Annotated in this window: 23 protein-coding genes; 9 read left to right on the top strand and 14 right to left on the bottom strand. The window is 66.0% G+C overall.

The window, feature by feature from the left end; genetic code table 11:
* From MTBLM5_RS10755 to MTBLM5_RS10740, 4 genes are all read left to right on the top strand, one after another.
* Complete coding sequence (locus MTBLM5_RS10755) at nucleotides 1–1,068, top strand: class I SAM-dependent methyltransferase (protein ID WP_173976109.1); 1,068 nt, start codon at nucleotides 1–3, stop codon at nucleotides 1,066–1,068.
* Nucleotides 1,069–1,079: 11 nt separating this feature from the next.
* Complete coding sequence (gene pgeF, locus MTBLM5_RS10750; RefSeq protein WP_173976108.1) at nucleotides 1,080–1,847, top strand: peptidoglycan editing factor PgeF; 768 nt, start codon at nucleotides 1,080–1,082, stop codon at nucleotides 1,845–1,847.
* Nucleotides 1,848–1,927: 80 nt separating this feature from the next.
* Nucleotides 1,928–3,049 carry a hypothetical protein gene (locus MTBLM5_RS10745; protein ID WP_173976107.1) on the top strand — a complete coding sequence of 374 codons (1,122 nt, stop codon included), beginning with the start codon at nucleotides 1,928–1,930 and terminating at the stop codon, nucleotides 3,047–3,049.
* A complete protein-coding gene (locus tag MTBLM5_RS10740) occupies nucleotides 3,046–3,972 on the top strand; it encodes a ribose-phosphate pyrophosphokinase (protein WP_068498655.1) in 927 nt (308 codons plus the stop codon). The genes MTBLM5_RS10745 and MTBLM5_RS10740 overlap by 4 nt, the downstream gene beginning before the upstream one ends.
* A 263-nt stretch (nucleotides 3,973–4,235) precedes the next feature.
* Here the strand turns inward: MTBLM5_RS10740 and MTBLM5_RS10735 are convergent, their stop codons facing one another.
* From MTBLM5_RS10735 to MTBLM5_RS10695, 9 genes are all read right to left on the bottom strand, one after another.
* Nucleotides 4,236–4,673: a hypothetical protein gene (locus MTBLM5_RS10735; protein ID WP_254430991.1), complete on the bottom strand. Its 438-nt coding sequence runs from the start codon at nucleotides 4,671–4,673 to the stop codon at nucleotides 4,236–4,238.
* On the bottom strand, nucleotides 4,574–5,467 hold the full coding sequence (locus MTBLM5_RS10730) for a hydroxymethylglutaryl-CoA lyase (protein ID WP_173976105.1): 894 nt from the start codon (nucleotides 5,465–5,467) through the stop codon (nucleotides 4,574–4,576). The genes MTBLM5_RS10735 and MTBLM5_RS10730 overlap by 100 nt, the downstream gene beginning before the upstream one ends.
* Nucleotides 5,464–7,467, bottom strand: coding sequence for an acetyl/propionyl/methylcrotonyl-CoA carboxylase subunit alpha (locus MTBLM5_RS10725; RefSeq protein ID WP_173976104.1), 2,004 nt, complete (start codon nucleotides 7,465–7,467; stop codon nucleotides 5,464–5,466). Before MTBLM5_RS10725 ends, MTBLM5_RS10730 begins: the two co-directional genes overlap by 4 nt.
* Before the next feature lie 4 nt (nucleotides 7,468–7,471).
* Nucleotides 7,472–8,254 (bottom strand): enoyl-CoA hydratase/isomerase family protein, encoded by a 783-nt coding sequence (locus MTBLM5_RS10720; RefSeq protein ID WP_173976103.1) that lies wholly within the window; start codon nucleotides 8,252–8,254, stop codon nucleotides 7,472–7,474.
* Between the two features lie 4 nt (nucleotides 8,255–8,258).
* Nucleotides 8,259–9,866, bottom strand: coding sequence for a carboxyl transferase domain-containing protein (locus MTBLM5_RS10715; protein WP_173976102.1), 1,608 nt, complete (start codon nucleotides 9,864–9,866; stop codon nucleotides 8,259–8,261).
* A 2-nt stretch (nucleotides 9,867–9,868) separates the two neighbouring features.
* Nucleotides 9,869–11,038, bottom strand: coding sequence for an isovaleryl-CoA dehydrogenase (locus tag MTBLM5_RS10710; protein WP_173976101.1), 1,170 nt, complete (start codon nucleotides 11,036–11,038; stop codon nucleotides 9,869–9,871).
* Nucleotides 11,039–11,217: 179 nt separating this feature from the next.
* A complete protein-coding gene (locus MTBLM5_RS10705) occupies nucleotides 11,218–12,267 on the bottom strand; it encodes an ethylbenzene dehydrogenase-related protein (protein WP_173976100.1) in 1,050 nt (349 codons plus the stop codon).
* A gap of 37 nt (nucleotides 12,268–12,304) precedes the next feature.
* Nucleotides 12,305–12,919: a cytochrome b/b6 domain-containing protein gene (locus tag MTBLM5_RS10700; RefSeq protein ID WP_173976099.1), complete on the bottom strand. Its 615-nt coding sequence runs from the start codon at nucleotides 12,917–12,919 to the stop codon at nucleotides 12,305–12,307.
* Complete coding sequence (locus MTBLM5_RS10695; RefSeq protein ID WP_173976098.1) at nucleotides 12,916–13,836, bottom strand: cytochrome c3 family protein; 921 nt, start codon at nucleotides 13,834–13,836, stop codon at nucleotides 12,916–12,918. The genes MTBLM5_RS10700 and MTBLM5_RS10695 overlap by 4 nt, the downstream gene beginning before the upstream one ends.
* Nucleotides 13,837–14,087: 251 nt before the next feature.
* Here MTBLM5_RS10695 and MTBLM5_RS10690 point away from each other — a divergent pair, with 251 nt between their 5' ends.
* A complete protein-coding gene (locus tag MTBLM5_RS10690) occupies nucleotides 14,088–14,366 on the top strand; it encodes a hypothetical protein (protein WP_173976097.1) in 279 nt (92 codons plus the stop codon).
* 1 nt (nucleotide 14,367) lies between these two features.
* On the opposite strand, the gene MTBLM5_RS10685 is transcribed toward MTBLM5_RS10690, so the two are convergent.
* From MTBLM5_RS10685 to MTBLM5_RS10675, 3 genes are read right to left on the bottom strand one after another with little or no spacing between them, the layout of a single operon-like run.
* Nucleotides 14,368–15,693 carry an ATP-binding protein gene (locus MTBLM5_RS10685; RefSeq protein ID WP_173976096.1) on the bottom strand — a complete coding sequence of 442 codons (1,326 nt, stop codon included), beginning with the start codon at nucleotides 15,691–15,693 and terminating at the stop codon, nucleotides 14,368–14,370.
* 1 nt (nucleotide 15,694) lies between these two features.
* Entirely contained in the window at nucleotides 15,695–16,375 is a 681-nt protein-coding gene (locus MTBLM5_RS10680; RefSeq protein WP_173976095.1) for a response regulator, read from the bottom strand.
* Nucleotides 16,376–16,380: 5 nt separating this feature from the next.
* Nucleotides 16,381–16,878, bottom strand: a complete 498-nt coding sequence (locus tag MTBLM5_RS10675; protein WP_173976094.1) for a MarR family winged helix-turn-helix transcriptional regulator — start codon at nucleotides 16,876–16,878, stop codon at nucleotides 16,381–16,383.
* Nucleotides 16,879–16,969: 91 nt separating this feature from the next.
* Between MTBLM5_RS10675 and MTBLM5_RS10670 the strand changes: the two genes are divergently transcribed.
* A complete protein-coding gene (locus MTBLM5_RS10670; protein ID WP_173976093.1) occupies nucleotides 16,970–17,845 on the top strand; it encodes a branched-chain amino acid aminotransferase in 876 nt (291 codons plus the stop codon).
* Nucleotides 17,846–18,034: 189 nt separating this feature from the next.
* The gene (locus MTBLM5_RS10665; protein WP_173976135.1) at nucleotides 18,035–19,699 is read left to right on the top strand and encodes a methyl-accepting chemotaxis protein; all 1,665 of its coding nucleotides are present in this window, start codon (nucleotides 18,035–18,037) and stop codon (nucleotides 19,697–19,699) included.
* A gap of 533 nt (nucleotides 19,700–20,232) precedes the next feature.
* On the opposite strand, the gene MTBLM5_RS10660 is transcribed toward MTBLM5_RS10665, so the two are convergent.
* Both MTBLM5_RS10660 and MTBLM5_RS10655 read right to left on the bottom strand, forming a co-directional pair.
* Nucleotides 20,233–22,560 carry a cache domain-containing protein gene (locus tag MTBLM5_RS10660; protein WP_173976092.1) on the bottom strand — a complete coding sequence of 776 codons (2,328 nt, stop codon included), beginning with the start codon at nucleotides 22,558–22,560 and terminating at the stop codon, nucleotides 20,233–20,235.
* A gap of 87 nt (nucleotides 22,561–22,647) precedes the next feature.
* Nucleotides 22,648–23,496, bottom strand: coding sequence for an SDR family oxidoreductase (locus tag MTBLM5_RS10655; protein WP_173976091.1), 849 nt, complete (start codon nucleotides 23,494–23,496; stop codon nucleotides 22,648–22,650).
* Nucleotides 23,497–23,565: 69 nt separating this feature from the next.
* Here MTBLM5_RS10655 and MTBLM5_RS10650 point away from each other — a divergent pair, with 69 nt between their 5' ends.
* Both MTBLM5_RS10650 and MTBLM5_RS10645 read left to right on the top strand, forming a co-directional pair.
* Nucleotides 23,566–24,309 carry a tetratricopeptide repeat protein gene (locus MTBLM5_RS10650; RefSeq protein WP_173976090.1) on the top strand — a complete coding sequence of 248 codons (744 nt, stop codon included), beginning with the start codon at nucleotides 23,566–23,568 and terminating at the stop codon, nucleotides 24,307–24,309.
* Nucleotides 24,306–24,725: a hypothetical protein gene (locus MTBLM5_RS10645; RefSeq protein WP_173976089.1), complete on the top strand. Its 420-nt coding sequence runs from the start codon at nucleotides 24,306–24,308 to the stop codon at nucleotides 24,723–24,725. The genes MTBLM5_RS10650 and MTBLM5_RS10645 overlap by 4 nt, the downstream gene beginning before the upstream one ends.
* Nucleotides 24,726–24,885 lie beyond the last annotated feature (160 nt).

Raw genomic sequence — 24,885 nt, 5'->3', positions numbered from 1 at the left:
ATGGCCTCGCTGACCGCCCTTCTGGCCGAGCGTATCCGCCTGGGCGGGCCGGTCAGCGTCGCCGATTTCATGGCCGAGGCGCTGTTTCATCCCGAGCTGGGCTATTACACCAGCCGCGAGCCGTTCGGGGCGCAGGGCGACTTCACCACCGCGCCGGAAATCAGCCAGATGTTCGGCGAGATGATCGGCCTGTGGACCATCGTCGCCTGGCAGATGCTGGGCAGCCCCGAGCGCCTGGTCTTCGCGGAATTGGGTCCGGGCCGCGGTACCTTGATGAGCGACATGCTGCGCACCATCGCCAACGTGCCGGCCTGCCGCGCCGCCCTGGAGATCTGGCTGGTGGAGGCCAGCCCGCGCCTGGCCGCCCGCCAGGCCCAGACCCTGGCCGGCCACCTCATCCATTGGACCGAACGCTTCGAGGACGTCCCCGATGGCCCGATGGTGCTGGTGGCCAACGAATTGTTCGACGCCCTGCCGATCCGCCAGCATGTCCGCCACCAGGGCCACTGGCACGAGCGGATGGTGAGCCTGCAAGCCCCCGGCTTCGCCTTCGCCCCCGGCCCCCACGCGCGCCCCGACCTGCCCGACGACCTGCTGGACAATGCCGAGGACGGCGCCATCGCCGAGACCTGCCCGGCCGGCCGCACCCTGGCCGCCGCCATCGGCGCCCGCATCGCCCGCCAGCCCGGCCTGGCCCTGATCATCGATTACGGCCATCCGCGTTCGGCTTTGGGCGAGACCTTGCAGGCGGTCAGCCGCCATCGCTTCCACCCGGTTCTGGAAGACCCCGGCAGCGCCGACCTGACCGCCCATGTCGATTTCGAGGCGCTGGCCCGGGCGGCCATGCCGGCCCGGGCCTGGGGCACGGTGACCCAGGGCGAGTTCCTGAAGCGCCTGGGCATCGAGACCCGTGCCGCCCTGTTGGCCCAGGCCGCCGGCCCCAAGGCCCGCGCCGACATTGCCGGCCAGTTGCGCCGCTTGATCGACGCCGATGAAATGGGCACCCTGTTCAAGGCCCTGGCCCTGGCCCATCCGGCATTGCCGGCGCCGCCTGGTTTTGTCGGCTGAAAGGAAGCAGGATGATCACGCTGTCCGCCTTAAACGAGATCATGCGCATTCGTCACGCCTTCTTCACCCGCGAAGGCGGGGTATCGACCGGCATCTACGCCTCGCTGAATTGCGGTCCCGGCTCGAACGACGAGCCCTCGGCGGTGGCGGAAAACCGCTCGCGCGCCATGGCCATGCTGGATCTGCCCGACAAGGCCCTGGTCACCGTGCACCAGGCCCACACCGCCGATTCCATCCTGGTCGATGCCCCGTTCGCCGCCGATTCCCGCCCGGTCGCCGACGGCATGGTCACCACCCAGCCCGGCCTGGCGCTGGGGATCCTGACCGCCGATTGCGCGCCGGTGCTGTTCGCCGACCGTAAGGGAGGCGTGATCGGCGCCGCCCACGCCGGCTGGAAGGGCGCGTTGGCCGGCATTCTCGACAACACCCTGGCCCGCATGGCCGAACAAGGCGCCAAGGCCAAGACCATCGTCGCCGCCATTGGCCCCTGTATCGGCCAGCGCTCGTACGAGGTCGGGCCGGACTTTCCCGCCCCCTTCCTGGCCGAGTCCGCCGACAATGCCGATTTCTTCGCGCCCGCGCCCAGGGCCGGACATTTCCTGTTCGACCTGCCGGGTTACGTGTCGCGCAAGCTGGCCCGACTGGGAGTGCAAGAGGTCACCCGCCTGCCGGCCGACACCTTGCGCGACAAGGCCCGCTTCTTCAGCTATCGTCGCACCACCCTGGCCGGCGAACCCGATTATGGCCGACAATTGTCGGTGATCGTGCTGGAGCGCTGATGCCCCACCTGATGATGCTGCTGGCTTTCCTGGCCATCGCCACCCTGACCACCTGCGTCGGCCTGATGGTGGGCTGAACCATGCGGCTGCGCTGGTCCCTTCTGGTGCTGGCGGCGGCGATGGCCGCCTGCGGCGACATTCCCCAGCCGTTCCGCCATGAAGGGCCGCCGCCGTCGCTGGCGCGGCCGAAGATGGGGCGCGGCCTGACCATCCGGCCGATCCTGGCCTTCCCCGACCTGGCCGAGGAAATGGTCAAGGCCCTGGAACTCAAGGAAATCCCGGCGACCATCAGTTCCAACGCCGCCTTCGGCCACGTCCTGACCGCCGATGTGATGGATAACAGCCTGGCCTGGAATGTGGCCGCTGCCGACGGCGAAATCGTCACCGCCTTCACCCAGCCGATCCCGCGCGCGGTCTGGCAAAGCCCCGACCCGCGGCGCCTGAAGGCCGTCGCCGCCGAGGCGACCGGAATCCTTGCCGCCCGCCTGACCGACCCCGACGCCCAGCCGCGCCGCGACGCCCCGGCGGCCCAGGCGACCCGGCCCAAGATTCGCGTCGAGCCCGTCGCCGGCCTGCCCGGCGATGGCGACAAGGCATTGCCGCAGGCGCTGCGCCTGGCCCTGGAGTCCGCCGGGTTCGAGGTGGTGCCAGCCGGCGGCGCCTATGTGGTGCGCGGCCTGGTCTCGGTGGCCCCGGCCAAAAGCGGCGATGACCTGCTGTCGGTGGCCTGGCAGGTCAAGCGCGCCATCGATGGCGGCCAGATGGCCTTGATCGACCAGGAAGGCGAGGTGCCGAAGGGGCGCCTGAAAGGGCCGTGGGGCGGACTGGCCCGCGACGTCGCCGAAGGCGGCGCCGCCGGCATCATCCAGGTCATCCGCGCCGCCGAACGGGCCGGCATGGCCGCCCCCGAAACCGAGGCCCGACCCGCCGAGACGCCGCCCCCGGCCCCAAGCCCGTTTACAGAAATGAGACCGGCTGATATAGGAAGGGCCAATTCAAGCGAGCAGAAAATTGTGGCGGGAACGGCCCCGGGTCAGGTGAAGGCGGCGACCAAACCGCCTGCCAAGGTTTCGCCGGTCAAACCGGTGAAATCGAAGCCTGCCAAGGGGGTCAAGGCCAGTCCCTCCAAGAAGAAGACGGTGAAGAAGGCTTCTTCGCCAAAACCCAACGCCCCGCGCTCACCCAAGGTGCCAGCTCGATGAAAATCCTCGCCTGCAACAGCAATCGCCCGCTCGCCGAAGCGATCGCCGAATACATGACCATGTCCATCACCAAGGCCAGCGTGCGCCGGTTCTCGGACATGGAGATTTTCGTCGAGATCCACGAGAACGTTCGTGGCGAGGATGTCTTCGTCATCCAGTCGACCTGCTATCCCACCAACGACAATCTGATGGAGCTGCTGATCAGCCTGGACGCGCTCAAGCGCGGCTCGGCCCGGCGCATCACCGCGGTCATCCCCTATTTCGGCTATGCCCGCCAGGACCGCAAGTCGGGTCCGCGCACGCCGATCTCGGCCAAGATGGTCGCCAACCTGATCACCACCGCCGGCGCCGACCGCGTCGTCACGCTGGACCTGCATTCCGGCCAGATCCAGGGCTTCTTCGATATCCCGCTGGACAATCTTTATGCCGCCCCGGTGTTCGTCAACGACATCCGCGCCCGCTATGACAACGTCATGGTGGTGTCGCCCGACGTCGGCGGCGTGGTGCGGGCCCGCGCCATCGCCAGCCGCATCGACGCCGATCTGGCGATCATCGACAAGCGCCGCGAACGGGCCGGCGTGTCGGAAGTGATGAACATCATCGGTGAAGTGCACGGACGCCGCTGCGTGCTGGTCGACGACATCGTCGATTCCGCCGGCACCTTGTGCAACGCGGCCGAGGCCCTGATGAAGGCCGGCGCGGTGTCGGTCTCGGCCTATGTGACGCACGGCGTGCTGTCGGGCGGCGCGGTGGCCCGCGTCACCTCGAGCCCGCTGGAAGAGCTGGTCATCACCGATTCCATCCCCGCCACCGAGGCGGTCAAGATGGCCCACAACATCCGCCAGATCACCATCGCGCCCTTGATGGCCGAATCGATCCAGCGCATCTCGGAAGAGCGCTCGGTTTCCAGCCTGTTTGATTGATACCGGTCGGCCTTTGAAGTCATGGGGTGGGCGGTATGAAAGAGAGCCGGGCGGAAAACCGCCCGGCCCTTTCGAGGTGTGGTTCATGGGAGACAACCTCCCCCCTGTGGAGGGGTCGACCCGGACGCCCTGAACCGACGGGCGGCCGGGGATTCTTGGACCAAGATGAAATCATCTTGGTCTCATTCTTTTCTGCCCCTCGCCGGGCGCATGCCTCCGGCATGCTTGGCCGCGGCCGCAATGGCCGCTGGGGCGCGAGGATTTCAACCTGAAATCATCGCGCAGCCCTTGGCCCTGGCGACCTTCGATCCGGTGGCGCGGCCCAACTCACGGCAGATAAAATCGCCGGCCTGGACCAGCAGATCCAGATCGATGCCGGTGGTGATCCCCAGACCGTTCAGCATATAGACCACGTCCTCGGTGGCGACGTTGCCGGATGCGCCCTTGGCATAGGGGCAGCCGCCCAGGCCGGCGACCGAGGAATCGACCACCGCCACCCCCTTTTCCAGCACCGCGAAAATGTTGGCCAGCGCCTGGCCGTAGGTGTCGTGGAAGTGGGCCGCCAGGCGATCCACCGGGACCTGGGCGGCGACGGTCTCGATCAGGGCCTGTGCCTTGCCCGGAGTGCCGGTGCCGATGGTGTCGCCCAAGGAAATTTCGGCGCAGCCCATGTCCAACAGGCGACGGGCGACATCGGCCACCGCCTGCGGGGCGATGTCGCCTTCATAGGGACAGCCCAGCACGCAACTGACNCGGATGCGCCCTTGGCATAGGGGCAGCCGCCCAGGCCGGCGACCGAGGAATCGACCACCGCCACCCCCTTTTCCAGCACCGCGAAAATGTTGGCCAGCGCCTGGCCGTAGGTGTCGTGGAAGTGGGCCGCCAGGCGATCCACCGGGACCTGGGCGGCGACGGTCTCGATCAGGGCCTGTGCCTTGCCCGGAGTGCCGGTGCCGATGGTGTCGCCCAAGGAAATTTCGGCGCAGCCCATGTCCAACAGGCGACGGGCGACATCGGCCACCGCCTGCGGGGCGATGTCGCCTTCATAGGGACAGCCCAGCACGCAACTGACATAGCCGCGCACCACCAGCCCCGCCGCCCGAGCCTTGTCGATCACCGGGGCGAAGCGGTCCAGGCTTTCGGCGATGGTGCAATTGATGTTCTTCTTCGAGAAGCTTTCCGAGGCGGCGGCGAACACCGCGATGTCGGCGGCGCCCGCCGCCAGCGCCTGCTCAAGGCCTTGCAGGTTGGGCACCAGCACCGGATAGCTGACACCCGGACAGCGGGTGATGGAAGCCATCACCTCGGCCGACGATTCCATCTGCGGCACCCATTTGGGCGACACGAAGCTGCCGGCCTCGATGGCGGTCAGGCCCGCCGCCGCCAGCCGCTCGATCAGCTCGACCTTGACGGCGGCCGGCACCGGCTGGGCCTCGTTCTGCAGGCCGTCGCGCGGGCCGACCTCGACGATCCTGACGGCGCGGGGCAGGGTCATTTCTTGGCCTCGTCGGCGTCGAAGGCCAGCAATTCGGCGCCGTCGGCCACCTGATCGCCCACCGCGTACAGCACCTCCTTGACCGTGCCGTCGGCGGGGGCGGCGATGGTGTGTTCCATCTTCATCGCCTCGACCACCATCAAGGGCTGGCCGCGTTCGACCCGGTCGCCGGCCGCCACCAGCACCTGCACCACCCGCCCGGTCATCGGCGCCGCCAACGAGCCCGGCCCGTCCTGGTCGGCGGCCTTGGCCGACGGGTCGTCCAGCTTCAGGCGCCAGCTGGCGCCGTCCAGCAGCACGGTGATGTCGAAACCGTCGGTCACCACCGAGGCCGAGCGACGCTCGCCGTCCAGTTCGGCGGTGATACGCCGGCCCTGCCGGCTGGCCCCACGGACCCGCATGGTCCCACCGTCCAGATCGACCTCCCAGCCGTCGGTGCGGAAATGGACGGTGACCAGCCGCACCGCATCGGCGTCGATCAGGCGGAAATCATGGTGGTTGTCGTCGTTCATCCGCCAGCCACCGGTCTGGTGCCAGGGCGACCAGCGATCGCCCGAGCGCGCCGCCGCGGCGGCGGCATGGTCTTCGCGATCCAGCAGCAGGGCGGCGGCGGCGAAGGCCAGGGCCGGGGCCGGCACATTGCGGATGGCGGGAATCAGGTCGGCCCGGTGGCGATCGATGAAGCCGGTATCCATCTCGAAGGCGGCGAAGGCCGGATGGCCGGCGATGGCGGCCAGGAACGAGATGTTGGTGACCAGCCCGGCCACCTCGTAATCGGCCAGCGCCCGACGCAGACGGCGCAGCGCCGAATCGCGATCCTCGTCCCACACGATCAGCTTGGCGATCATCGGGTCGTAGAAGGCGGTGACCTCGTCGCCCTCGACCACGCCGGTATCGACGCGAACATGGGGGCTGGCGGTCGGCGGCACCAGATGGACCAAGCGGCCGGTGGCCGGCAGGAAATCCTTGGCCGGGTCCTCGGCGTACAGGCGGGCCTCGAAGGCGTGGCCCTTGCGGGTCAGCTCGTGCTGGCCCAGGGGCAGCGGCCGGCCGGCGGCCACCAGCAATTGCCATTCCACCAGATCCTGGCCGGTGATCATCTCGGTCACCGGGTGCTCGACCTGCAGGCGGGTGTTCATCTCGATGAAATAGAACTGCCCGTCCTGGAACAGGAACTCGACGGTGCCGGCCCCTTCATAGGACACCGCCTTGGCCGCCTGAACCGCCGCCTCGCCCATGGCCTGGCGGACCTCGTCGGGCAGCAGCGGGGCCGGCGCTTCCTCGATCACCTTCTGGTGGCGGCGCTGGGCCGAGCAGTCACGCTCGAACAAATAGATGCCATTACCCAGGCGGTCGCAGAATACCTGGATTTCCACATGGCGGGGATGGTCGAGATAGCGTTCCAGCAAAAGCGAATCATCGCCGAACGAAGCCTTGGCCTCGCGCCGCGCCCCGGCGATGGCCGCCGCCAGTTCCGGTTCGGCCCGGACCACCCGCATGCCCTTGCCGCCGCCGCCGGCCGAAGCCTTGACCAGCACCGGGAAGCCGATGTCCATGGCCGCCTGGGTCAGCACCGCGTCGGACTGGTCGGCGCCGTGATAGCCCGGCACCATCGGCACGCGGGCCGATTCCATCAGACGCTTGGATTCCGCCTTCGAGCCCATGGCGCGGATCGCCCCGGCCGGCGGGCCGATGAAGGTGACGCCCTGGGCCGCGCAGGCCTCGGCGAAGGCGGCGTTTTCCGACAGGAAACCATAGCCGGGATGGATGGCCTGGGCCCCGGTCGCCTTGGCGGCGGCCAGGATCTTGTCGGCCACCAGATAGGATTCCGCCGCCGCCGCCGGCCCGATCAGAATGGCCTCGTCGGCCAAGCGGACATGAAGGGCGTTGCAGTCGGCCTCGGAATAGACCGCCACGGTGCGGATGCCCAGGCGCTTGGCGGTGCGGATGACACGGACCGCGATCTCGCCCCGGTTGGCGATCAGGATTTTGTCGAACATCGGATCAGCCCCCGATCCATGAAGGTTTGCGCCGTTCCAGAAAGGCGGTGACGCCTTCCTTGCCTTCGTCGGAAGCGCGAAGATCGGCGATGCGTTCGGCGGTCCAGGCCCGCAAGGAATCATCCAACGGACGTTCGGCCGCCTGCACCGCCAGATCCTTGGCCGCCGCCATGGCCGCCGGGCCATTGACCAGCAAGGCGGCAATCCAGCGGTCGCGGACGGCCATCAACTGGTCGGGCGAAGCCACTTCCGACACCAACCCCAACTCGGCCGCCTTGGTCGCCGAAAAGGTCTCGGCGGTCTGGAAATAGCGCCGCGACGCCCGCGCCCCGATGGCACGCACCACATAGGGGCTGATCACCGCCGGGATGATGCCCAGCTTGACCTCGGACAGGCAGAACAGGGCATGGTCGGCGGCAACCACCATGTCGCAGGTGGCGGCCAGACCGACGCCCCCGCCATAGGCGGCACCCTGCACCACCGCGATGGTCGGCTTCGGGCATTGGTCGATCACGGCCATCAGCCGGGCCAGCGCCTTGGCGTCTTCCAGGTTGCGGGCGCGGTCATAGCCGGCCATCCGCTTCATCCATTCGAGGTCGGCCCCGGCGGAAAAGCTTTTGCCGACCGAATCCAGCACCACCACCCGCACGCCGTCGTCGGCCGACGCGGCCAGGAAGGCCTGGGTCAATTCGGCGATCAGCCCGTCGTCGAACGCATTGTGGCGCTCGGGCCGGTTCAGGGTGATGAAGCGGACACAGGTCTTGGTGTCGATGATCAGCGCGCTCATGGTCTTACATCCTGAACACGCCGAACCGGGTCGGCTCGATCGGTGCGTTAAGAGAGGCGGAAATCCCCAGTGCCAGGGTCATGCGGGTGTCGGCCGGGTCGATCAGACCGTCGTCCCACAGCCGGGCGCCGGCATAATAGGGATGGCCCTGGGTCTCGTACTGGGCGCGGATCGGCGCCTTGAAGGCTTCCTCTTCCGCGGGGTCCCAGCTTTCGCCCTTGGCGGCCATGGCGTCCTTCTTGATCTGGGCCATGACGCCGGCCGCCTGTTCGCCGCCCATCACCGAGACCCGGCCGGTCGGCCACATCCACAGGAAACGCGGCTGATAGGCGCGCCCGCACATTCCGTAATTGCCGGCCCCAAAGCTGCCGCCGATGATCAGGGTGAATTTGGGCACCTTGGCGCAGGCCACGGCGGTCACCATCTTGGCGCCGTCCTTGGCGATGCCGCCGGCTTCGTACTTCTTGCCGACCATGAAGCCGGTGATGTTTTGCAAGAAGATCAGCGGAATGCCGCGCTGGCTGCACAATTCGACGAAATGGGCGCCCTTCTGCGCCGATTCCGAGAACAGGATGCCGTTATTGGCGACGATGCCGACCGGATAGCCCCAGATCCGCGCGAAACCGCAGACCAGGGTGGTGCCGTAATTCTGCTTGAACTCTTCCAGCCGGGACCCGTCGACCAGGCGGGCGATGACCTCGCGCACGTCATAGGGCTTACGCGGATCGGCCGGGATGATGCCGTACAGTTCCTTGGGGTCGTAGCGCGGCTCTTCCGGGGCGACGACATCCAGGCCGACCGGCTTGGACCGGTTCAAGGTGCCGACGATGCGCCGGGCGATGGCCAAAGCGTGACCATCATCCTGGGCATAATGGTCGGTGACGCCCGAGGTGCGGCAATGAACGTCGGCGCCGCCCAGTTCCTCGGCGGTGACGATCTCGCCGGTGGCGGCCCGCACCAGCGGTGGTCCGCCTAGGAAGATGGTGCCCTGGCCCTTGACGATCACCGATTCGTCGCTCATCGCCGGGATATAGGCGCCGCCCGCCGTGCACGAGCCGTGCACCACCGAGATCTGCGGAATGCCCAAGGCGCTCATCTGCGCCTGATTATAGAAGATGCGGCCGAAATGGTCGCGATCGGGAAACACCTCGTCCTGGTTGGGCAGGTTGGCGCCGCCCGATTCCACCAGATAGATGCAGGGCAGGTTGTTTTCCTTGGCGATTTCCTGGGCGCGCAGGTGCTTCTTGACGGTCAGCGGGTAATACGAGCCCCCCTTCACCGTGCCGTCATTGGCGACGATCATGCATTCCTGCCCGGCCACCGAACCGATGCCGGTGATAATGCCGGCGGCCATGACGTCCTTGGAATACATCTCCCAGGCGGCCAGCTGCGACAATTCCAGGAAGGGCGAGCCGACATCGAGCAGCCGGCGGATGCGTTCACGCGGCAGCAGCTTGCCGCGCGCCAGATGGCGGTCGCGGGCGACCGGGCCGCCGCCCTGCTTGACCTGGGCCACCACCTTCTTCAGGTCGTCGACCAGGTCCTGCGTCACGGCGGCGTTCTTCTTGAACTCGTCCGACCGCGGATTGATGGCGCTTTTGATCACCGACATGGCTATTTGGTCTCTTCGAACAGTTCGCGGCCGATCAGCATGCGGCGGATTTCCGAGGTGCCGGCGCCGATCTCGTACAGCTTGGCGTCGCGCAACAGGCGGCCGGCCGGGAACTCGTTGATGTAGCCGTTGCCGCCCAGGGTCTGGATCGCCTCAAGGGCCATCCAGGTGGCCTTTTCGGCGCAATAAAGGATCACGCCGGCGGCGTCCTTACGGCTGGTCTCGGCCCGGTCGCAGGCCTTCGCCACCGCATAGGCATAGGCGCGGCAGGCATTCATGGTGGTGTACATGTCGGCGATCTTGCCCTGCATCAGCTGGAAGGTGCCAATGGCCTGGCCGAACTGGGTGCGTTCGTGGATATAGGGCACCACCAGGTCCATGCAGGCCCGCATGATGCCCAAGGGGCCGGCGGCCAGCACGGCGCGTTCGTAATCCAGGCCGCTCATCAAGACGTTGACGCCCTTGCCGACGAAACCCAGCACGTTTTCTTCCGGCACCTCGCAATCGGTGAACACCAATTCGCCGGTGTTCGAGCCGCGCATGCCCAGCTTGTCCAGCTTCTGCGCCACCGAGAAGCCCTTGAAGCCCTTCTCGATGATGAAGGTGGTGATGCCCTTGGGGCCGGCGGCCATGTCGGTCTTGGCATAGACCACCAGGGTATCGGCGTCGGGGCCGTTGGTGATCCACATCTTGGTGCCGTTCAGGATGTAGCGGTCGCCCTTCTTCTCGGCCCGAAGCTTCATCGACACCACGTCGGAACCGGCATTGGGTTCGCTCATGGCCAGGGCGCCGATATGCTCGCCGGTGATCAGCTTGGGCAGGTACTTGGCTTTCTGCGCGGCATTGCCGTTGCGGCGGATCTGGTTGACGCACAGATTGGAATGCGCCCCATAGGACAGGCCCACCGAGGCCGAGGCGCGAGAAATCTCTTCCATGGCGATGACATGTTCGAGATAGCCCATGCCGGTGCCGCCATATTCCTCTTCCACCGTGATGCCCAGCAGGCCCATGTCGCCCAGCTTGCGCCACAGATGGTTGGGGAACTCGTTGGATTGGTCGATCTCGGCCGCCAGGGGCGCGATCTCGGCGGCCGCGAAGGCGGCGACCTGATCGCGCAGCATGTCGGCGGTCTCGCCCAGGTCGAAATTCATGGTGGCGTTGAAGGCGTACATCGGGCGCTCCCTGCCTCGCGTGACGGAATTTAAACGAGCATACGTTTTTTTAATCGGAGATCAAGTCTCGTGTGGCGACGATTGGACGTCACAATCGGCCACTTGTCACCCCAAACGAAACTCTTAAAAAGGTGGGGCCGGCCGCATGAGCGGCCGGCCCCTTTCGTCCATGCCAGCCGCTATTTCTGGAAGACCAGATGCAGCGGCTCCTGGATGAAGGCATGGCGGACCTGGGCGTTATCGAAGAAGCCCAGTCCGAACCCATAGGCCTTGGCCATGTCGTCGAACTGGACGTCGGTCTTCGAGCCGGTCACCAGCTTGCGGGCGATTTCCACCGTCCACTTGCCGTTGGCCCACTTGGCCCCGGTCGCGATATCGCCGCGGTCGCCGGTGAAGGGCGCCACCATGATCGAGGCGATCTCGTCGCCGGCCGCGAACTTGGAATTGTCGAAGGCCACCTTGTCCTCGGCCTTCAGCCAATAGGTGCCGCCCTTGTTGGCGGCCTTGGCGTCCTTGCTCATGAATTCCGGCTTACCATCGACCAGCTTGACGTCCTCGTAGCCGCCGCCGGTCTTGGCGTCGGACTTGCGCCCGGCTTCCTTGGCCTTCTCGGGGTCATAGCGGGTATGGTCGAGATATTGGTCGTCGATCTGGCCGATGGCGCCGCCACGGACATATTTCAGATGCCACATGTCGCCCATCTCGCCTTCTTCCATGGTGTATTTGTTGCCATAGGGCTTGCCCGGTTCGCCGGCATGGCAGGCGGCCTGGCACGAGAAGCGCTCGTTGAAGCCGAAGATCGAGCCGCCGATGTTCCAGATGGCGGCCATCTTGTCCTCGTAGAACTTGTTGTTGTCGCCACCCTTGTCGTCCGGGTCCTTCAGCTTCACCCACGCGCCGTCCGGCTGCTTGACGAAAGGCGACCGGCGAACCGACAAGGTCGGGTCGTCATAGGTCACCAGCATGTACAGCATGTCGCCGGCATAGGCGGCCTGCACGGTCCCGCTGGTGTTGCCCAGATTATCCTTGAAGTTGACGCCCTTGATGGCGTCGAACTTGACCACCGGGGCGGCCTTCCACACCGCGTCCGAGGCGTCCCCGTCCAGAACCGGCGCGGCGGCGGCCTTGACGGCGGTAACCGGTACCGGCTTGAAGCTCTTGGGCTTTTCCTGGGCGTTGGCCATGCCGGCGGACAGCAGCAACGGCAGAACGATCGCAACTGAACTCATCAGTTTCTTCATGACGGTCACTCCCCAAAATTGTTGTTCAATGTTCGTGCCAGCCGGTAATCATCATCTTGAACAGGCTGGTCACCGTGACCCCGGTCGTGCCCAGATAGATGTGGGCGACGACGAACAGGGTGATGATGGTTCCGCTGAGGTAATGCAGCACCGCCACCGGCAGCAGCCCGTCCAAGCCGAACAGACGCTCTGGGGCGATTTCCGGGTTCATGAACACCAGGCCGGTGGCCACCACGGTCGGCACCAGAATGTACATGACAAACCAGTAGACCACGGCCTGAAGGGCGTTGAAGTTGGCCTCACGCGTGGGCGGATAGGGGTGGCTTTCGCCGCGAAAGATGCCATAGGCGTAATAGCGGGCCTGGACCAAGCAGCGGTGACCGATGCCAGGCGGCTTGGGCACGTACTGCCACCAATTGCCGCTGACGATGTTGGCGACCACGAACACCCCGTAAAGCGACGCCAAGGCCACACCCGCCACGTTATGGATGCTGGCCGCCCGCGAAAATTCCAGCAAGGGCAGCTTCGGGTCGGAAAAATGCAGGCTGGCCCCGGTGACGATCAGGGTCAAGATCAGCAAGGCATTGCACCAATGCCAGGCCCGGATCCATACCGGCAGGAGATAGATGCGCTCGCTCATCGTCCGCTCCTGTTGCGACGCCACGCCAGGATGATGCGCACCAGACCGTGCCCCAGCACGCCGGCCACCGTCGCCGCGACCAACGCGACCATCGCCCAGTCCAGCAGCGGATGGCGGGTGGCCCCGACCACGTAGATCGAGTTCAGCAAGGCGCTGTTGGCGAAGCCGTAGGTGTTGGCCTCGGTCTTGGCGACATGCCGGTAAAGCCTGGTCGCCAGCGCGGTATTGGTGCTGTGGCACGTCACGCATTGGCGCTCGGCCTTGTCCTTGTTGGCGACCTCGTGCGACAGAGTCTTGGCGACCGGGGTGTGGCAATCGACGCACCGCACCGCGTCCCAGTGCAGGCGCGTGTTGGGAAGCCAGGCATGGATCTTGTCGATGTTCGGGCGCTTCTTGTCGGCAGGCGCATACTTGGCGAAGGTCAGGTCCGAATTGTGACATTCCAGGCACATGTGGTTGTCCTGGGCCGCCGCCTTGCGCGGGTCGCCAAGCTTGGCCGCCGCCAGCGCCACATGAGGATCATGGCACGTGCTGCAGGTGAACTTGTCCTTCAGGTTCTTGGCGTGCACCGAGTTGTCGAACTGCATCTCGGCCTTCATCACCTGGACGGCGTGGCACTGCTCGCAAGGGCTGATCAATTGCTTGGACCCCACCGCGTGCGGATAGGCCTGGTAGCCCTGGCCATGGCACTGGCGGCATTCCATCTTGCCGTGGTTCGAGTTCTTGAACACCTCGTCGTCGCGGATGGTGTCGCGAAGCTTGGCGAGGTCCAGGCCCGGAAGCGGCGGATTCTTCAGCCCCGCCTCGCTGTGGCAGGCGAAACACTCGGCATTTGACTTGCGGATCTTTTCCAGCAGTTCCGGATCGATCGGCTTGGCGTCCCCTTGCGCCCAGGCGGGCGAGACGACCAAAAACACGGCGAGGAACAGCCAAATCTTCGGGAGGGTTTCCCTCAGGGTCGTCATCCATGCCCCCGGAATTGACAAACATCAATCGGCATATGCTACGCCCTTTGGCCTAGTTTGCAAGTTGGTTGAAGAGCTGGCAAAGCGCCGCGTCCGTCACAATTGGCCGCCTCTCCTTACAAGCCGAGTCTGTCGCCACACCCAGCCCCATCGATACAATCATGAGGAGAGATACCCCAGCACATACCAAAAGGATAAGAGCAATGCGATGCTGCGTTCTGGGCGACGACGGCGTCGCCGGTGGCTATGTGGTCGAGATGCATCTGGCGATGGAACGCTGGTGCGAGGCGAATTGCCGCGGCACCTTCACCGTCATCGATCACGGGGAGTTCCGTTTCGAAAGGGACGAGGACGCCCAAGCCTTCACCCGGGCCTGGTTCATGCCCGACAAGTGGGAAATGCGCCCGACCAGCACGCGGTGCCGACCGGGCGCCTGCGCCACCGTCGATTACAACTGTCCGCACGCCGCCCACGCGGCCTGACTTACGCCGGCAGGCGCAACCGTGCCCGCAATCCGCCCAGCGGGCTGTCTTCCAGCACCACGTCGCCCCCATGGCCGCGCGCGATGTCACGGGCGATGGTCAGGCCCAGCCCGACGCCGCCGGTGGCGATGTTGCGCGATCCTTCCAGCCGCAGGAACGGCTTGAACACCTGCTCGCGCTTGTCGGCCGGAATGCCGGGGCCGTCATCGTCGATGATCACCTCGACCGCTTCGTCCAGCCGCACCACCCGCACCCACACATGGCCGCCATAACGAAAGGCGTTGCCGATCAGGTTCGACAGCGCGCGGGCCAGGGCATGTCTGCGCAATGCCAGGGTGATCCGGCTTTCGACATGGACGTCCAGTTCACGCCCCTCGCGGCGGAAGCGCCCGGCGACATCTTCGACCAGCGCGCCCAGTTCGGCCGGTTCCGGCGCCTCGCTGCCCTCGCCCCGCGCAAAGGCCAGATAGCCCTCGACCATCCGCTCCATCTCGTGGACGTCTTCTTCCAGGTCGGCGCGGCCGTCGATATCCCCCAGCATGGCCAATTGCAGTTTCATCCGGGTCAGCGGCGTGCGCAGATCGTGCGAGACGCCGGCCAGCATCTCGGTGCGCTGCTGAATCTGGCGCTTCAGGCGCTCGCGCATGACGTTGAAGGCATGGGCCGCCTGGCGCACCTCGATCGCCCCCTCGGGCTTGAAGTTGGGGACTTCCAGGCCGCGCCCGAAGCGGTCGGCGGCGGTGGCCAGCTTGCGCACGCTGCGCACCTGATTGCGCATGAAGACGATGGCGATGCCCAACAGCAGCATCGAGGTGCCGATCATCCACAGCACGAAGATATAGGTGGTCGACGAGAACAGGCGCTTCCGGGGCACGAACACTTCCAGCAACCCGTCGGACAATTGCACCCTTATGGGCACCTCGCGCTCGAACGAGGTGAAATCGACCATGAACGGACGCTGCACCCGTTCGCCCAGCGCGTCGTACAGCGACGCCTCCATGATGCCCAAGGTCTTGGGCGGCGGAACGTTGGGCAGGATGCCGCCGGCATGGAAGCGGATGTCCAGGTCCATCTTGTTGGCGGCGATGCGCATCACCCGCAGCTGGCTTTCCGGGTCGGGGAAGGCCCGCATCATCTCGATCACCCCGCCGACATCGCCGGCCAGGCCTTGCGCCAGGCGCTTGGCGATGGTGTCCCAGTGGCTGGTGTAGAAGATGAAGGTGCTGACCAGCTGGACCACGATCAGCGGCGTCACGATGATCAGCAGCGAGCGCGCCAACAGCCCCTGCGGGGCCAGTCTTTTCAGCCAGGCGCCCGGGTTGGTCATGTCAGTCGGGCCTCAGCATATAGCCCTGGCCGCGCACCGTTTGCAGATAGCGCGGGCTGCGCGGGTCGTCCTCCAGCTTCTTGCGCAGGCGCGTCACCTGGACGTCGATCGCCCGCGCATTGGCCGAATTGCCGGTCCTGGCCGCCAGATCGTCGCGCTCGACCGCCTGCCCGGCGGCGCCGGCCAGGATGGTCATCAGGTCGCGCTCGGCGGTGGTCAGGTGGACCATGTCGTCGCCGCGCATCAATTCGGCGCGGACCGGGTCCCAGGTGAACAGGCCCAAACGAAGCAGTTGGCCGGCCGGTTCCGGCTTCGGGGTCCGGCGCAGGATCGAGGCGATGCGCAACAGCAGCTCGCGCGGCTCGAACGGCTTGGTCAGGTAATCGTCGGCCCCGGCCTCCAGCCCGTTGATGCGGTCCTCGACCTCGCCCATGGCGGTCAGCAGCAGGATCGGCACCCCCAACTCGCCGCGAATGCCCCGCGTCAGCGAGATACCGTCTTCGCCCGGCATCATCACGTCCAGGACGATCAGATCGACCGCCAGCACCGCCAGCTTGGCCCGCGCGTCGGCGGCATCCTCGGCCACCGTCACCAGATAATCGTTGTCGGCCAGATATTTGCGCAGCAGCTCGCGCAGCCTTTTATCGTCATCGACCACCAGGATGTGCGGCTTGTCGTCCATGGCACCTACCGTCGGGGGGGCTGCCGCAGGGGGAAGCGCGGGCGGTCGGCCTCGTCGATCAGGCCCAGCATGACCTTGCGGAAACCTTCAACCGCCTCGGCCCCGGCCTCGCGATAGGCCCGCGCGATCCGGGCGCGCTGACGCTCGGTCAACTGGCGCTCCAGCTCGATCCCCTTCTCGGTCAGGGCCAACAGGCGCTGGCGGCGGTCGCGGATGCCCGGCTTCTGGGTGACGAAACCTTCGTCCACCAATTGCCCCAGCACCCGCGACAGCGATTGCTTGGTGATGCGCAGGATGTCCAACAGGTCCGACACGGTCATGCCGGGATTGCGGCCGACGAAATAGATGACCCGGTGGTGCGCCCGGCCGAACCCGTAATCGGCCAGGATGGCGTCGGGCTCGGACGTGAAGTCGCGATAGGCGTAGAACAGCAGTTCGATGCCTTGGCGCAGCTCCTCCTCGCGCAGGAAGAGGGGATTGATGCCGGTCTTTATGTCAGTCATATTGACATATATGGCCTCAAAATGTTACTCGACGCAAGTGCGAACGGTAACTTTATAACTCTGCCCACCCCTCTTGCGAACGGAAACTCCGATGGCTGGTGTCCTCCCCTTCGACGATCGTGACGGCTTCATCTGGTTCGACGGCAAGCTGTTGCCGTGGCGTGACGCCAAGGTTCACGTGCTGACCCACGGCCTGCATTACGGCAGTTGCGTGTTCGAAGGCGAGCGGGTGTATGGCGGCAAGGTGTTCAAGCTTGCCGAACATTCCGAGCGGCTGGTCAAGTCGGGCGAGATCCTGGGCATGAAGGTGCCCTATAGCGCCGCCGAGATCGACGCCGCCACCATCGAGGTGATCAAGGCCAACAACATCGTCGACGGCTATGTCCGCCCGGTCGCCTGGCGCGGCTCGGAAATGATGGGCGTCGCCGCCCAGGCCAACCGCATCCATGTCGCCATCGCGGTGTGGAGCTGGCCCAGCTATTGGTCGCCCGAGGCCCGCATGCGCGGCATCCGCCTCAATATCAGCGACTGGAAGCGCCCGCACCCCGAGACCGCGCCCACCGCCTCGAAGGCGGCCGGCCTTTACATGATCTGCACCATGAGCAAGCACAAGGCCGAGGGTGACGGCTTCGAGGACAGCCTGATGATGGATTGGCGCGGCCAGGTCGCCGAGGCCACCGGTGCCAACGTGTTCTTCGTCTTCGACGGCGAGCTGCACACCCCCACCCCCGACTGCTTCCTGAACGGCATCACCCGTCAGACCGTGATCGCCCTGGCCAAGCAGCGCGGCATCAAGGTGGTGGAACGGGCGATCTTCCCCGAGGAAATGGCCAAGGCCAGCGAATGTTTCCTGACCGGCACCGCCGCCGAGGTCACCCCGGTCCGCGAGATCGGCCCCTATACGTTCACCCCCGGCGAGGTCTCGCGGCAATTGATCGCTGACTACGAAGCGCTGGTCAGGGAATAATCATTCCAGTCCGCAAAACTTTTTGTGCGTTTCTCGAAAGGCCGGTATTCCCAATACCGGCCTTTCATAATAGTCTCTGACTGGGTCAAGGACCTTATTCGGCGAGGCGTTGGGGGCGACGGCCGAGGCACTCAGGAAGGACGGACAAGCGTGCAGGCTTGGCGTAATCTCAGGCTCTCGAGCCGCTTCATGATCATCGTCGGCGTCGGCGTCATCACTTTGGTGGCCAGTGTCGTCCTGGTTATCGCCCGCTTCGAGCGCTCCGAAATGGAGCGCCAGCTTCAGCAACTGTCTCATAACGAGATGACGTCGCTGCATGCGTTGATTCTGAGCGTCATGGCCAAGCGACCCGAGGATGGCGACAATATCGGCATCCAGGTGTTCAACAACTGGTTCGACAGCCGCAACATCCATTATCCCGGCAAGGTGTGGAGCGCCTGGGGCGAGAAGGTCACCGCCTACATGGCCGAGACCGAGCCATCGAAGGCGCCCAAGAAGCCGGTCGATGCCATCGACGCCGAAGCCTTTTCCAGCAAGGAGCCGGTCGGCCGCATGATCGACGGCTATTACCGCTATGCCTATCCCATCGTCCTGGGCGTCACCGAAGGCGCCAAGGAAGAGGTGTGCTTCGCCTGCCATGGCGGCATGGGAATGGAATCGGGTGACGTCATCGCCGTTTTGTCCTCGTCGCTATCGACCGCCGATACCGAAGCGAAGCTGCGCCAGATCCTGACCTTCCTGACCATTGGCGGCATCATCGCGGCGATCTTGTCGGTGCTGGGCGTGCGCTGGATTCTCAACAGCATCATCGCCACCCCGATCCGCGACATGACGGTGCGCATGGGCGCGCTGGCCGCCGGCGACATCTCGGTCGAGGTTCCGGCGCTCGACCGCCGCGACGAAGTGGGCGACATCGGCCGCGCCGTCCAGGTGTTCAAGGAAAATTCCATCGCCAAGCAGGCCATGGAGGAAGAGGCCCGCAAGGCCGCCGCCACCCGCGAGGCCCGCATGCGCCGCCTGGAAGGGCTGATCGCAGGCTTCGAGACCGCGGTGGCCGAAGTGCTGAACACCGTCGCCGCCTCGGCCGAGACCATGACCAACACCACCCGCCATCTGGTGGAAGTGGCGGATTCGGCGGCCATCGACGCCCAGTCGGCGGCGCAGTACGCCAACGAGGCCAACGCCAACGTCAAGATGGTGGCCCAAGCCGCCGAGGAACTGTCGAACTCGATTTCCGAGATCGCCCAGCAGGTCGGCATGTCCAACCAGGTGGCGATCAGCGCATCGCGCGAAGCCGACGGCGTCAACACCCGCGTCAACGGCCTGGCCGGAGCCGCCGACAAGATCGGCGAGATCATCGAGCTGATCACCGGCATCGCCGAGCAGACCAACCTTTTGGCCCTGAACGCCACGGTCGAGGCGGCCCGCGCCGGCGACGCCGGCAAGGGCTTTGCCGTGGTGGCCTCCGAGGTCAAGAACCTGGCCCGCCAGACCGTCAAGGCGACCGAGGATATCTCGGCCCAGGTCTCGACCATCCAGAAGGAAACCAACCAGACGGTCGGCGCCATCAAGGATATCGGTAACACCATCTCGTCGATGGACGGCATCACCACCACCATCGCCGCCGCCATCGAGGAACAGGGCGCCGCCACCCAGGAGATCGCCCGCAACATCGACCATGCGGCATCGGGGACCAATCAGGTCTACGAAAACATCAACGAGGTCAGTCGGGCCATCCACATGACCGACGAGGCCGCCCGCGAGGTGTTGAGCGCGGTCGAACTGGTGCAGGCCCAAGCCAGCCACCTGCGGGCCGAGGTCGATCGTTTCCTGGCCGCCATCCGCGAGGCCTGAGACCGGCCGTTTCCGGCCGCGCGACAGGTCTTCCGGAGGTTTCAGCGCCTCGCCGGCTGGGGGGCGGTTCCCGCACCCCTGTCTCGTCACCCTCAGGCTTACCCACTTCTGTCCGGTTCAATCTCAGACGTCGCGGCGCAAACCCTTGTGGCGCGCGCCTTTCAAAGCCTCGAGCCCGGAAGGGACGCGACGCCATGGCCCCACACTCCGTCATGCCCGTGCTTGACACGGGCATCCCCGTGGTGCCGAACAAAATCGAATGGAAACATCGCGTTATGCGGATGCGCGTGGATGGCCGGGTCAAGCCCGGCCATGACGACGAGGTGTGTGGATGGTCCCGCGAAAATTAAACCGGACAGAAGTGGGCTTGACCCGAGGGCCCACGCGGCGGTCCCCTCGATGAGTCGGACACCGCTGCCGAAGCGTCATTTCACACCGATGAACACAGATGCCCGCCAAGGCCGGGCAGCACAGATGAAGGCTTGTCATTCTGGGCAAGCGACGCGCGATCCGGCGGGGCCGAAGCCCCGCCCTCACTCGGCCGGCTTGAAGCTGCGCCCCATTTCGTCCAGCAGGGCCAGGACCTCGTGCGAGGCGTCGTTGAGCAGCTCGACTTCCTGCATCGCCGCCACCTTCTCGCCCTGGCCGTGCAGTTCCAGCGCCCGCTTGCCGTGGGCGTGGACCCGCTGGTGCGGCCCCAGCAATTGGGCGAACGCCGGGTGGTCCTTGATGGCCGGGTCGGTCACCTGATCGTACCACCGGCCCAGGCGGCAGGTATGGTGGTCGGCCAGTTTGTCGGCGGTCAGTTGACTGCGGTCCAGCAGCCGATCGACGACGCTGCGCTTGAAGCGGACATGGTCGTTCTGGGCGATGGTGATCACCGTTTCGGGAGTGCCCAGGCTTGAGAAATCCTCGACCCGCTGATCCAGAACGGCGCCGGCCCGGCTCATCGCCTCGAGGACCTGGTTGATCTCGTCGGAATTCTTGTTGGACAAGGCGGCGATGCGGGCGGTGCCCGACGACACTTCGGCCGCCGCACTGGATTGCTGCCCCAGGATGCCGGCGATATCCCGCATGCGGCCGGTCACCCCGTCGATGCGCCCCGCGATGGCATCCAGGCTGCCGGTGACGGTATCGACCGCCACCCGGCCCTGCTCGACCGCGCTGGTGCTTTGGCGCATGGCGGCCAAGGCGGCATCCATGTCGGACTTCAGGCCGGCGATCCGGTTGCGGATATCCTCGGTGGCCTTGCCGGTCTGGCTGGCCAGGGTCTTGACCTCGCCGGCCACCACCGCGAAACCCTTGCCGGCTTCACCGGCCCTGGCCGCCTCGATGGTGGCGTTCAGCGCCAGCAGATTGGTCTGGCTGGCGATCGCCTCGATCTGGTTGACGATGTCGCCGATCTGCTGCGACGCCGAGGCCAGATCGCCGATGCGGGCGCCGACATCGCCGACCGCCACCAGCAAGGCGTCGGTGGCGGTGCGCGCCGAGCCGGCGGCGCCGACCCCATCCCGCGCCGCGGTTTCGGCGTCGCCCGCTTCGTGCGCGACTTCTTCCGAGGTCTGGGCGATGGTGTTGACCGACGCCACCATTTCCTCGATGGCGGCGGCGATGCCTTGGCTTTCCGACGCGGCGGCGCGAACATCGACCATCATCTTGGCCAGCACCACGGCGGCCTCGTTGCTTTGGATGGCGGCCTCGACCACGCCTTCCAACTGCTTGCGCATGCTGCGGCCCAGTTCGGCCTGGTTGGCTTCCAGCTTGGCGACCATCTCGCCTTGTTCTGCCTTCAGGCGCGCCAACTCGCCCGCTTCGTCGCGGACCACCGCCAGCGCCTGGCTCATCCGCCCGATCTCGTCGGACCGGGCGCTGTTCTTCAAGTCGAAGGCAAAATCGTGGCGGCTGATGCGCACCATCGCCTCGGTCATCTCGGAGATCGGCCCGGTAATGCCGCGAGCGATCGCCACGGCAAGAAGGGCGGCCAGCACCAAGGTCCCGGCGATCAACAACAGTATGGTCCTCCTGCCCGAGGCCTGCAGGGCGGCGTAATGGCTGGCATCCATCACCAGCTCGATCACGCCCAGCGGCTGACCGGAATAATCGGGGATGACATGGGCCAGCACCGCCAGACGGGCGCCGCCGTCCTGGGCCGTCTTGATCACCGCTTGGCCAGCCAGTGCCGCCGCCAGGTCAGCGGCCGTCACCCGGCTGTTGTCACCCAGCGTGCCGGCCAGCGCCTTGAAACCGTCACCGGCCTTGACGTGCAAGGCGACATCGACGCCATGCTGCTTCTTGAAATCGTCGAAAAAGGGCTGGCCGAACGACAGGCCGAACTCGACCGAGCCGACATGGGTGCCGCCGTTCATCACCGGCACCACGCCGCGCACGCCCAACCCGGCGACGCCGTATTCCAGGCCGCGGGTGGCCGACTTGGTATTGTTGGTGCGCACCACCGTCTGGCGGATGGCCGACAGGTCGTCACCGAACTTCTTGGGGGAATGGACCCGCAGGAACGAGGTCGCCGGCGGCAGGTGGAACTGAAATTGCTCCATGCCATAGGTCTTGGCGATTTGCTGATAGGCCGGCACCCACTGCCGCGCCAAGGCATCGCGGTCGCCGGCGGCCACCAGTTCGCCGATGCCGGGGATTGCCGCCACCAAAGCGGCCAGCGATTCCGCCTGTCGCGACGAGGCGGCGATGGCCTCTTCCAACTGGTCGAAGCGGCCGTGCAGTTCGCGTTCCTCGGCCTGGCGCACCAGGGAATCGGCATGGTTGTTGACCGCGACGCCGATCACCAGGGCGGTCACCAGCGACACCGCCACCAGCCATAATCCGAACCGAACCGCGAGACCGAACTTCATGCTTTGACACTCCGACTTCACCCCGGCCGGCATGTTACGTGTCGCTACATTAGTTTTACAACATGGAAATGCCGATCCACATTCCGTCTAGTGCCCAAGAAGGATCGACTTCAAACCTTCGTGGTAGGTCGGATAGCGAAGTTCTACGCCCAACTCGGTTTTCATCCGATCATTTCTGACCCTTTTATTATCGGCATAGAAGCTGAGCGCCATCGGCGACAGGCTGGCCTTCGCCTGATCCCAGTCGATTTCCGGCGGCGGCTCGACGCCCAACAGGGTGCAGGCATGGAGGATCACCTCTTGCGGCGGGGCGGGGTCGTCGTCGCACAGATTATAGATCCGGCCGCCGGGATGCGGCCTGGCGATCGAGGCCAGCACGGCACCGGCGATGTCTTCGACATGGATGCGGCTGAACACCTGGCCGGGCTTGACGATGCGCCGGGCCTGGCCGTTTCGCACGGTGTCGATGGCCGAGCGGCCGGGACCGTAGATGCCGGCCAGGCGGAAGATATGGACCGCCAGTCCCAGCGAAAGCCAGGCGGCTTCCGCCGCGACGCGGCGCCGCGACCGATCCAGACCCGGCATCAGCGGACTGTCCTCGTCGACCCAGTCGCCGCCGCGATCGCCGTAAACCCCGGTTGTCGACAGATAGCCGACCCAGGACGGCGCCAGCGCCCGCAGGTGCTCGCCCATGACATCGACCACCGGATCGCCCATTTCGTCGGGCGGCACCGAGGACAGGACGTGGGTGACCCCGTCCAGCGCGCCCGCCGGCAGCGGATGGTCGCGGTCGAACGGATGGACGGTGATTTCGGGCAGGTCAGCGCTTTCTCCCGAGCGGGTGGTGCCGGCGACCTGCCAGCCGGCATCCAGCAGAGCCCGGGCGATGACCCGGCCGGAGAAACCCAAACCAAACAGGAAGAAGCGCCTGCTCATCCTTAGCCCTTGCGTTGTCGGCCCCGCTGACCACACTAATGCCAGCCCGACAACCCCGCCAGGATTTCCATGCGCCGCGCTCTTCTTGCCCTGATCCTTTCCGGCCTGGCCCTTCCCGCCCTGGCCCAGACCATCGATGGCCCCGAGGAGTACCGGGTCTGCCTGGTCATGGCCAAGGACAAACCCGAACAGGGCTGGGAAGAGGCGCTGACCTGGCAGTCGCTGGGCGGCGGCGAGGCGGCGCGCCATTGCGGCGCCGTCGCCCTGATCGGCCTGGGCAAGTATGGCGAGGCGGCGACCCGGCTGGAAACCCTGGCCAACGAAAGCGTGCGCGAGGACAGCGTGCGGGCCCAGATGCTGGCCCAGGCGGCCCAGGCCTGGATGCTGGCCGGCAAGCTGCAACGTGCCGACGCCGCCCAGCGGGGCGCCCTGATCCTGGCCCCGGGCGACCCCGAGATCTTGCTGGACCACGCGGTGCTGCTGGCCCAGGTCCACCATTACAACGAGGTCGTCGATATCCTGACCGGCCTGCTGCGCCGCCAGCCCCACCGGGTCGAGGCATTGGTGCTGCGGGCCAGCGCCTTTCGCTACCAGGACAATCTGCCCGGGGCTCGCGACGATGTCGAACAGGCCCTGAAGCTGGACCCCGACTTCCCCGACGCGTTGTTGGAACGCGGCATCTTGAAGCGCCTGGCCGGCGACGATGCCGGCGCCCGCGCCGATTGGGCCCGCGCCATCGACGTGGCCCCGCACACCGAGGCGGCCGAGACCGCCCGCCTGAACATTCAGAAAATGGAGATGAAGGCCAAGTGACCACGCCCAAGCCCGCTTACGAAATCGCCGCCGGCAGCTTCGTGACCCTGGAGTTGGACGGTGTTCGCGCCTTGTGCCTGAAGGCCGAGCGCATCGGCAAGGAACACACCAATCACTTCCTGGTGGTGCTGGAGCCCCGGCCCGAGCCCGGCCGCATGGCGTTGCGCTATATCGACCCGGAATTGCCGCTGGTTCCGGTCGATGGGGTATCGCTGGCCTTTTCCGACGGACCGGAACGCACGCCGCCCGAGATTGGCGACGCCTTCGCCAACCGCACCGGCCTGATGCTGAAGGTCAAGGACGACGCCAAGTCGCAGCGTTATTGTTCCTATGTCGAGATCGCCACCGGGCTGGTCCGGCCGCGCATGGAACACGGCATCATCCGCCTGATGGGCTGGAGCGTGCAGCGCCTGTGAAAAGGGCGCCCCGCTGGGGGCGCCCCTTCTCGCGCTCCTGTCCTCGAGCAGGGTGATTTCAGGTGGAAATCATCCTGCTCCAGCGGCCATTGCGGCCGCGGCCAAGCAAACCGGAGGTTTGCGCCCGGCGAGGGACAAGAAAAAGCTGGACCAAGATGAC

This window comes from Magnetospirillum sp. LM-5, from assembly GCF_902729445.1.
Classification (GTDB): Bacteria; Pseudomonadota; Alphaproteobacteria; order Rhodospirillales; family Magnetospirillaceae; genus Magnetospirillum.
The sequence above is the reverse complement of the archived record's forward strand: the minus strand, read 5'-3'. Positions and strand labels throughout refer to the sequence as shown.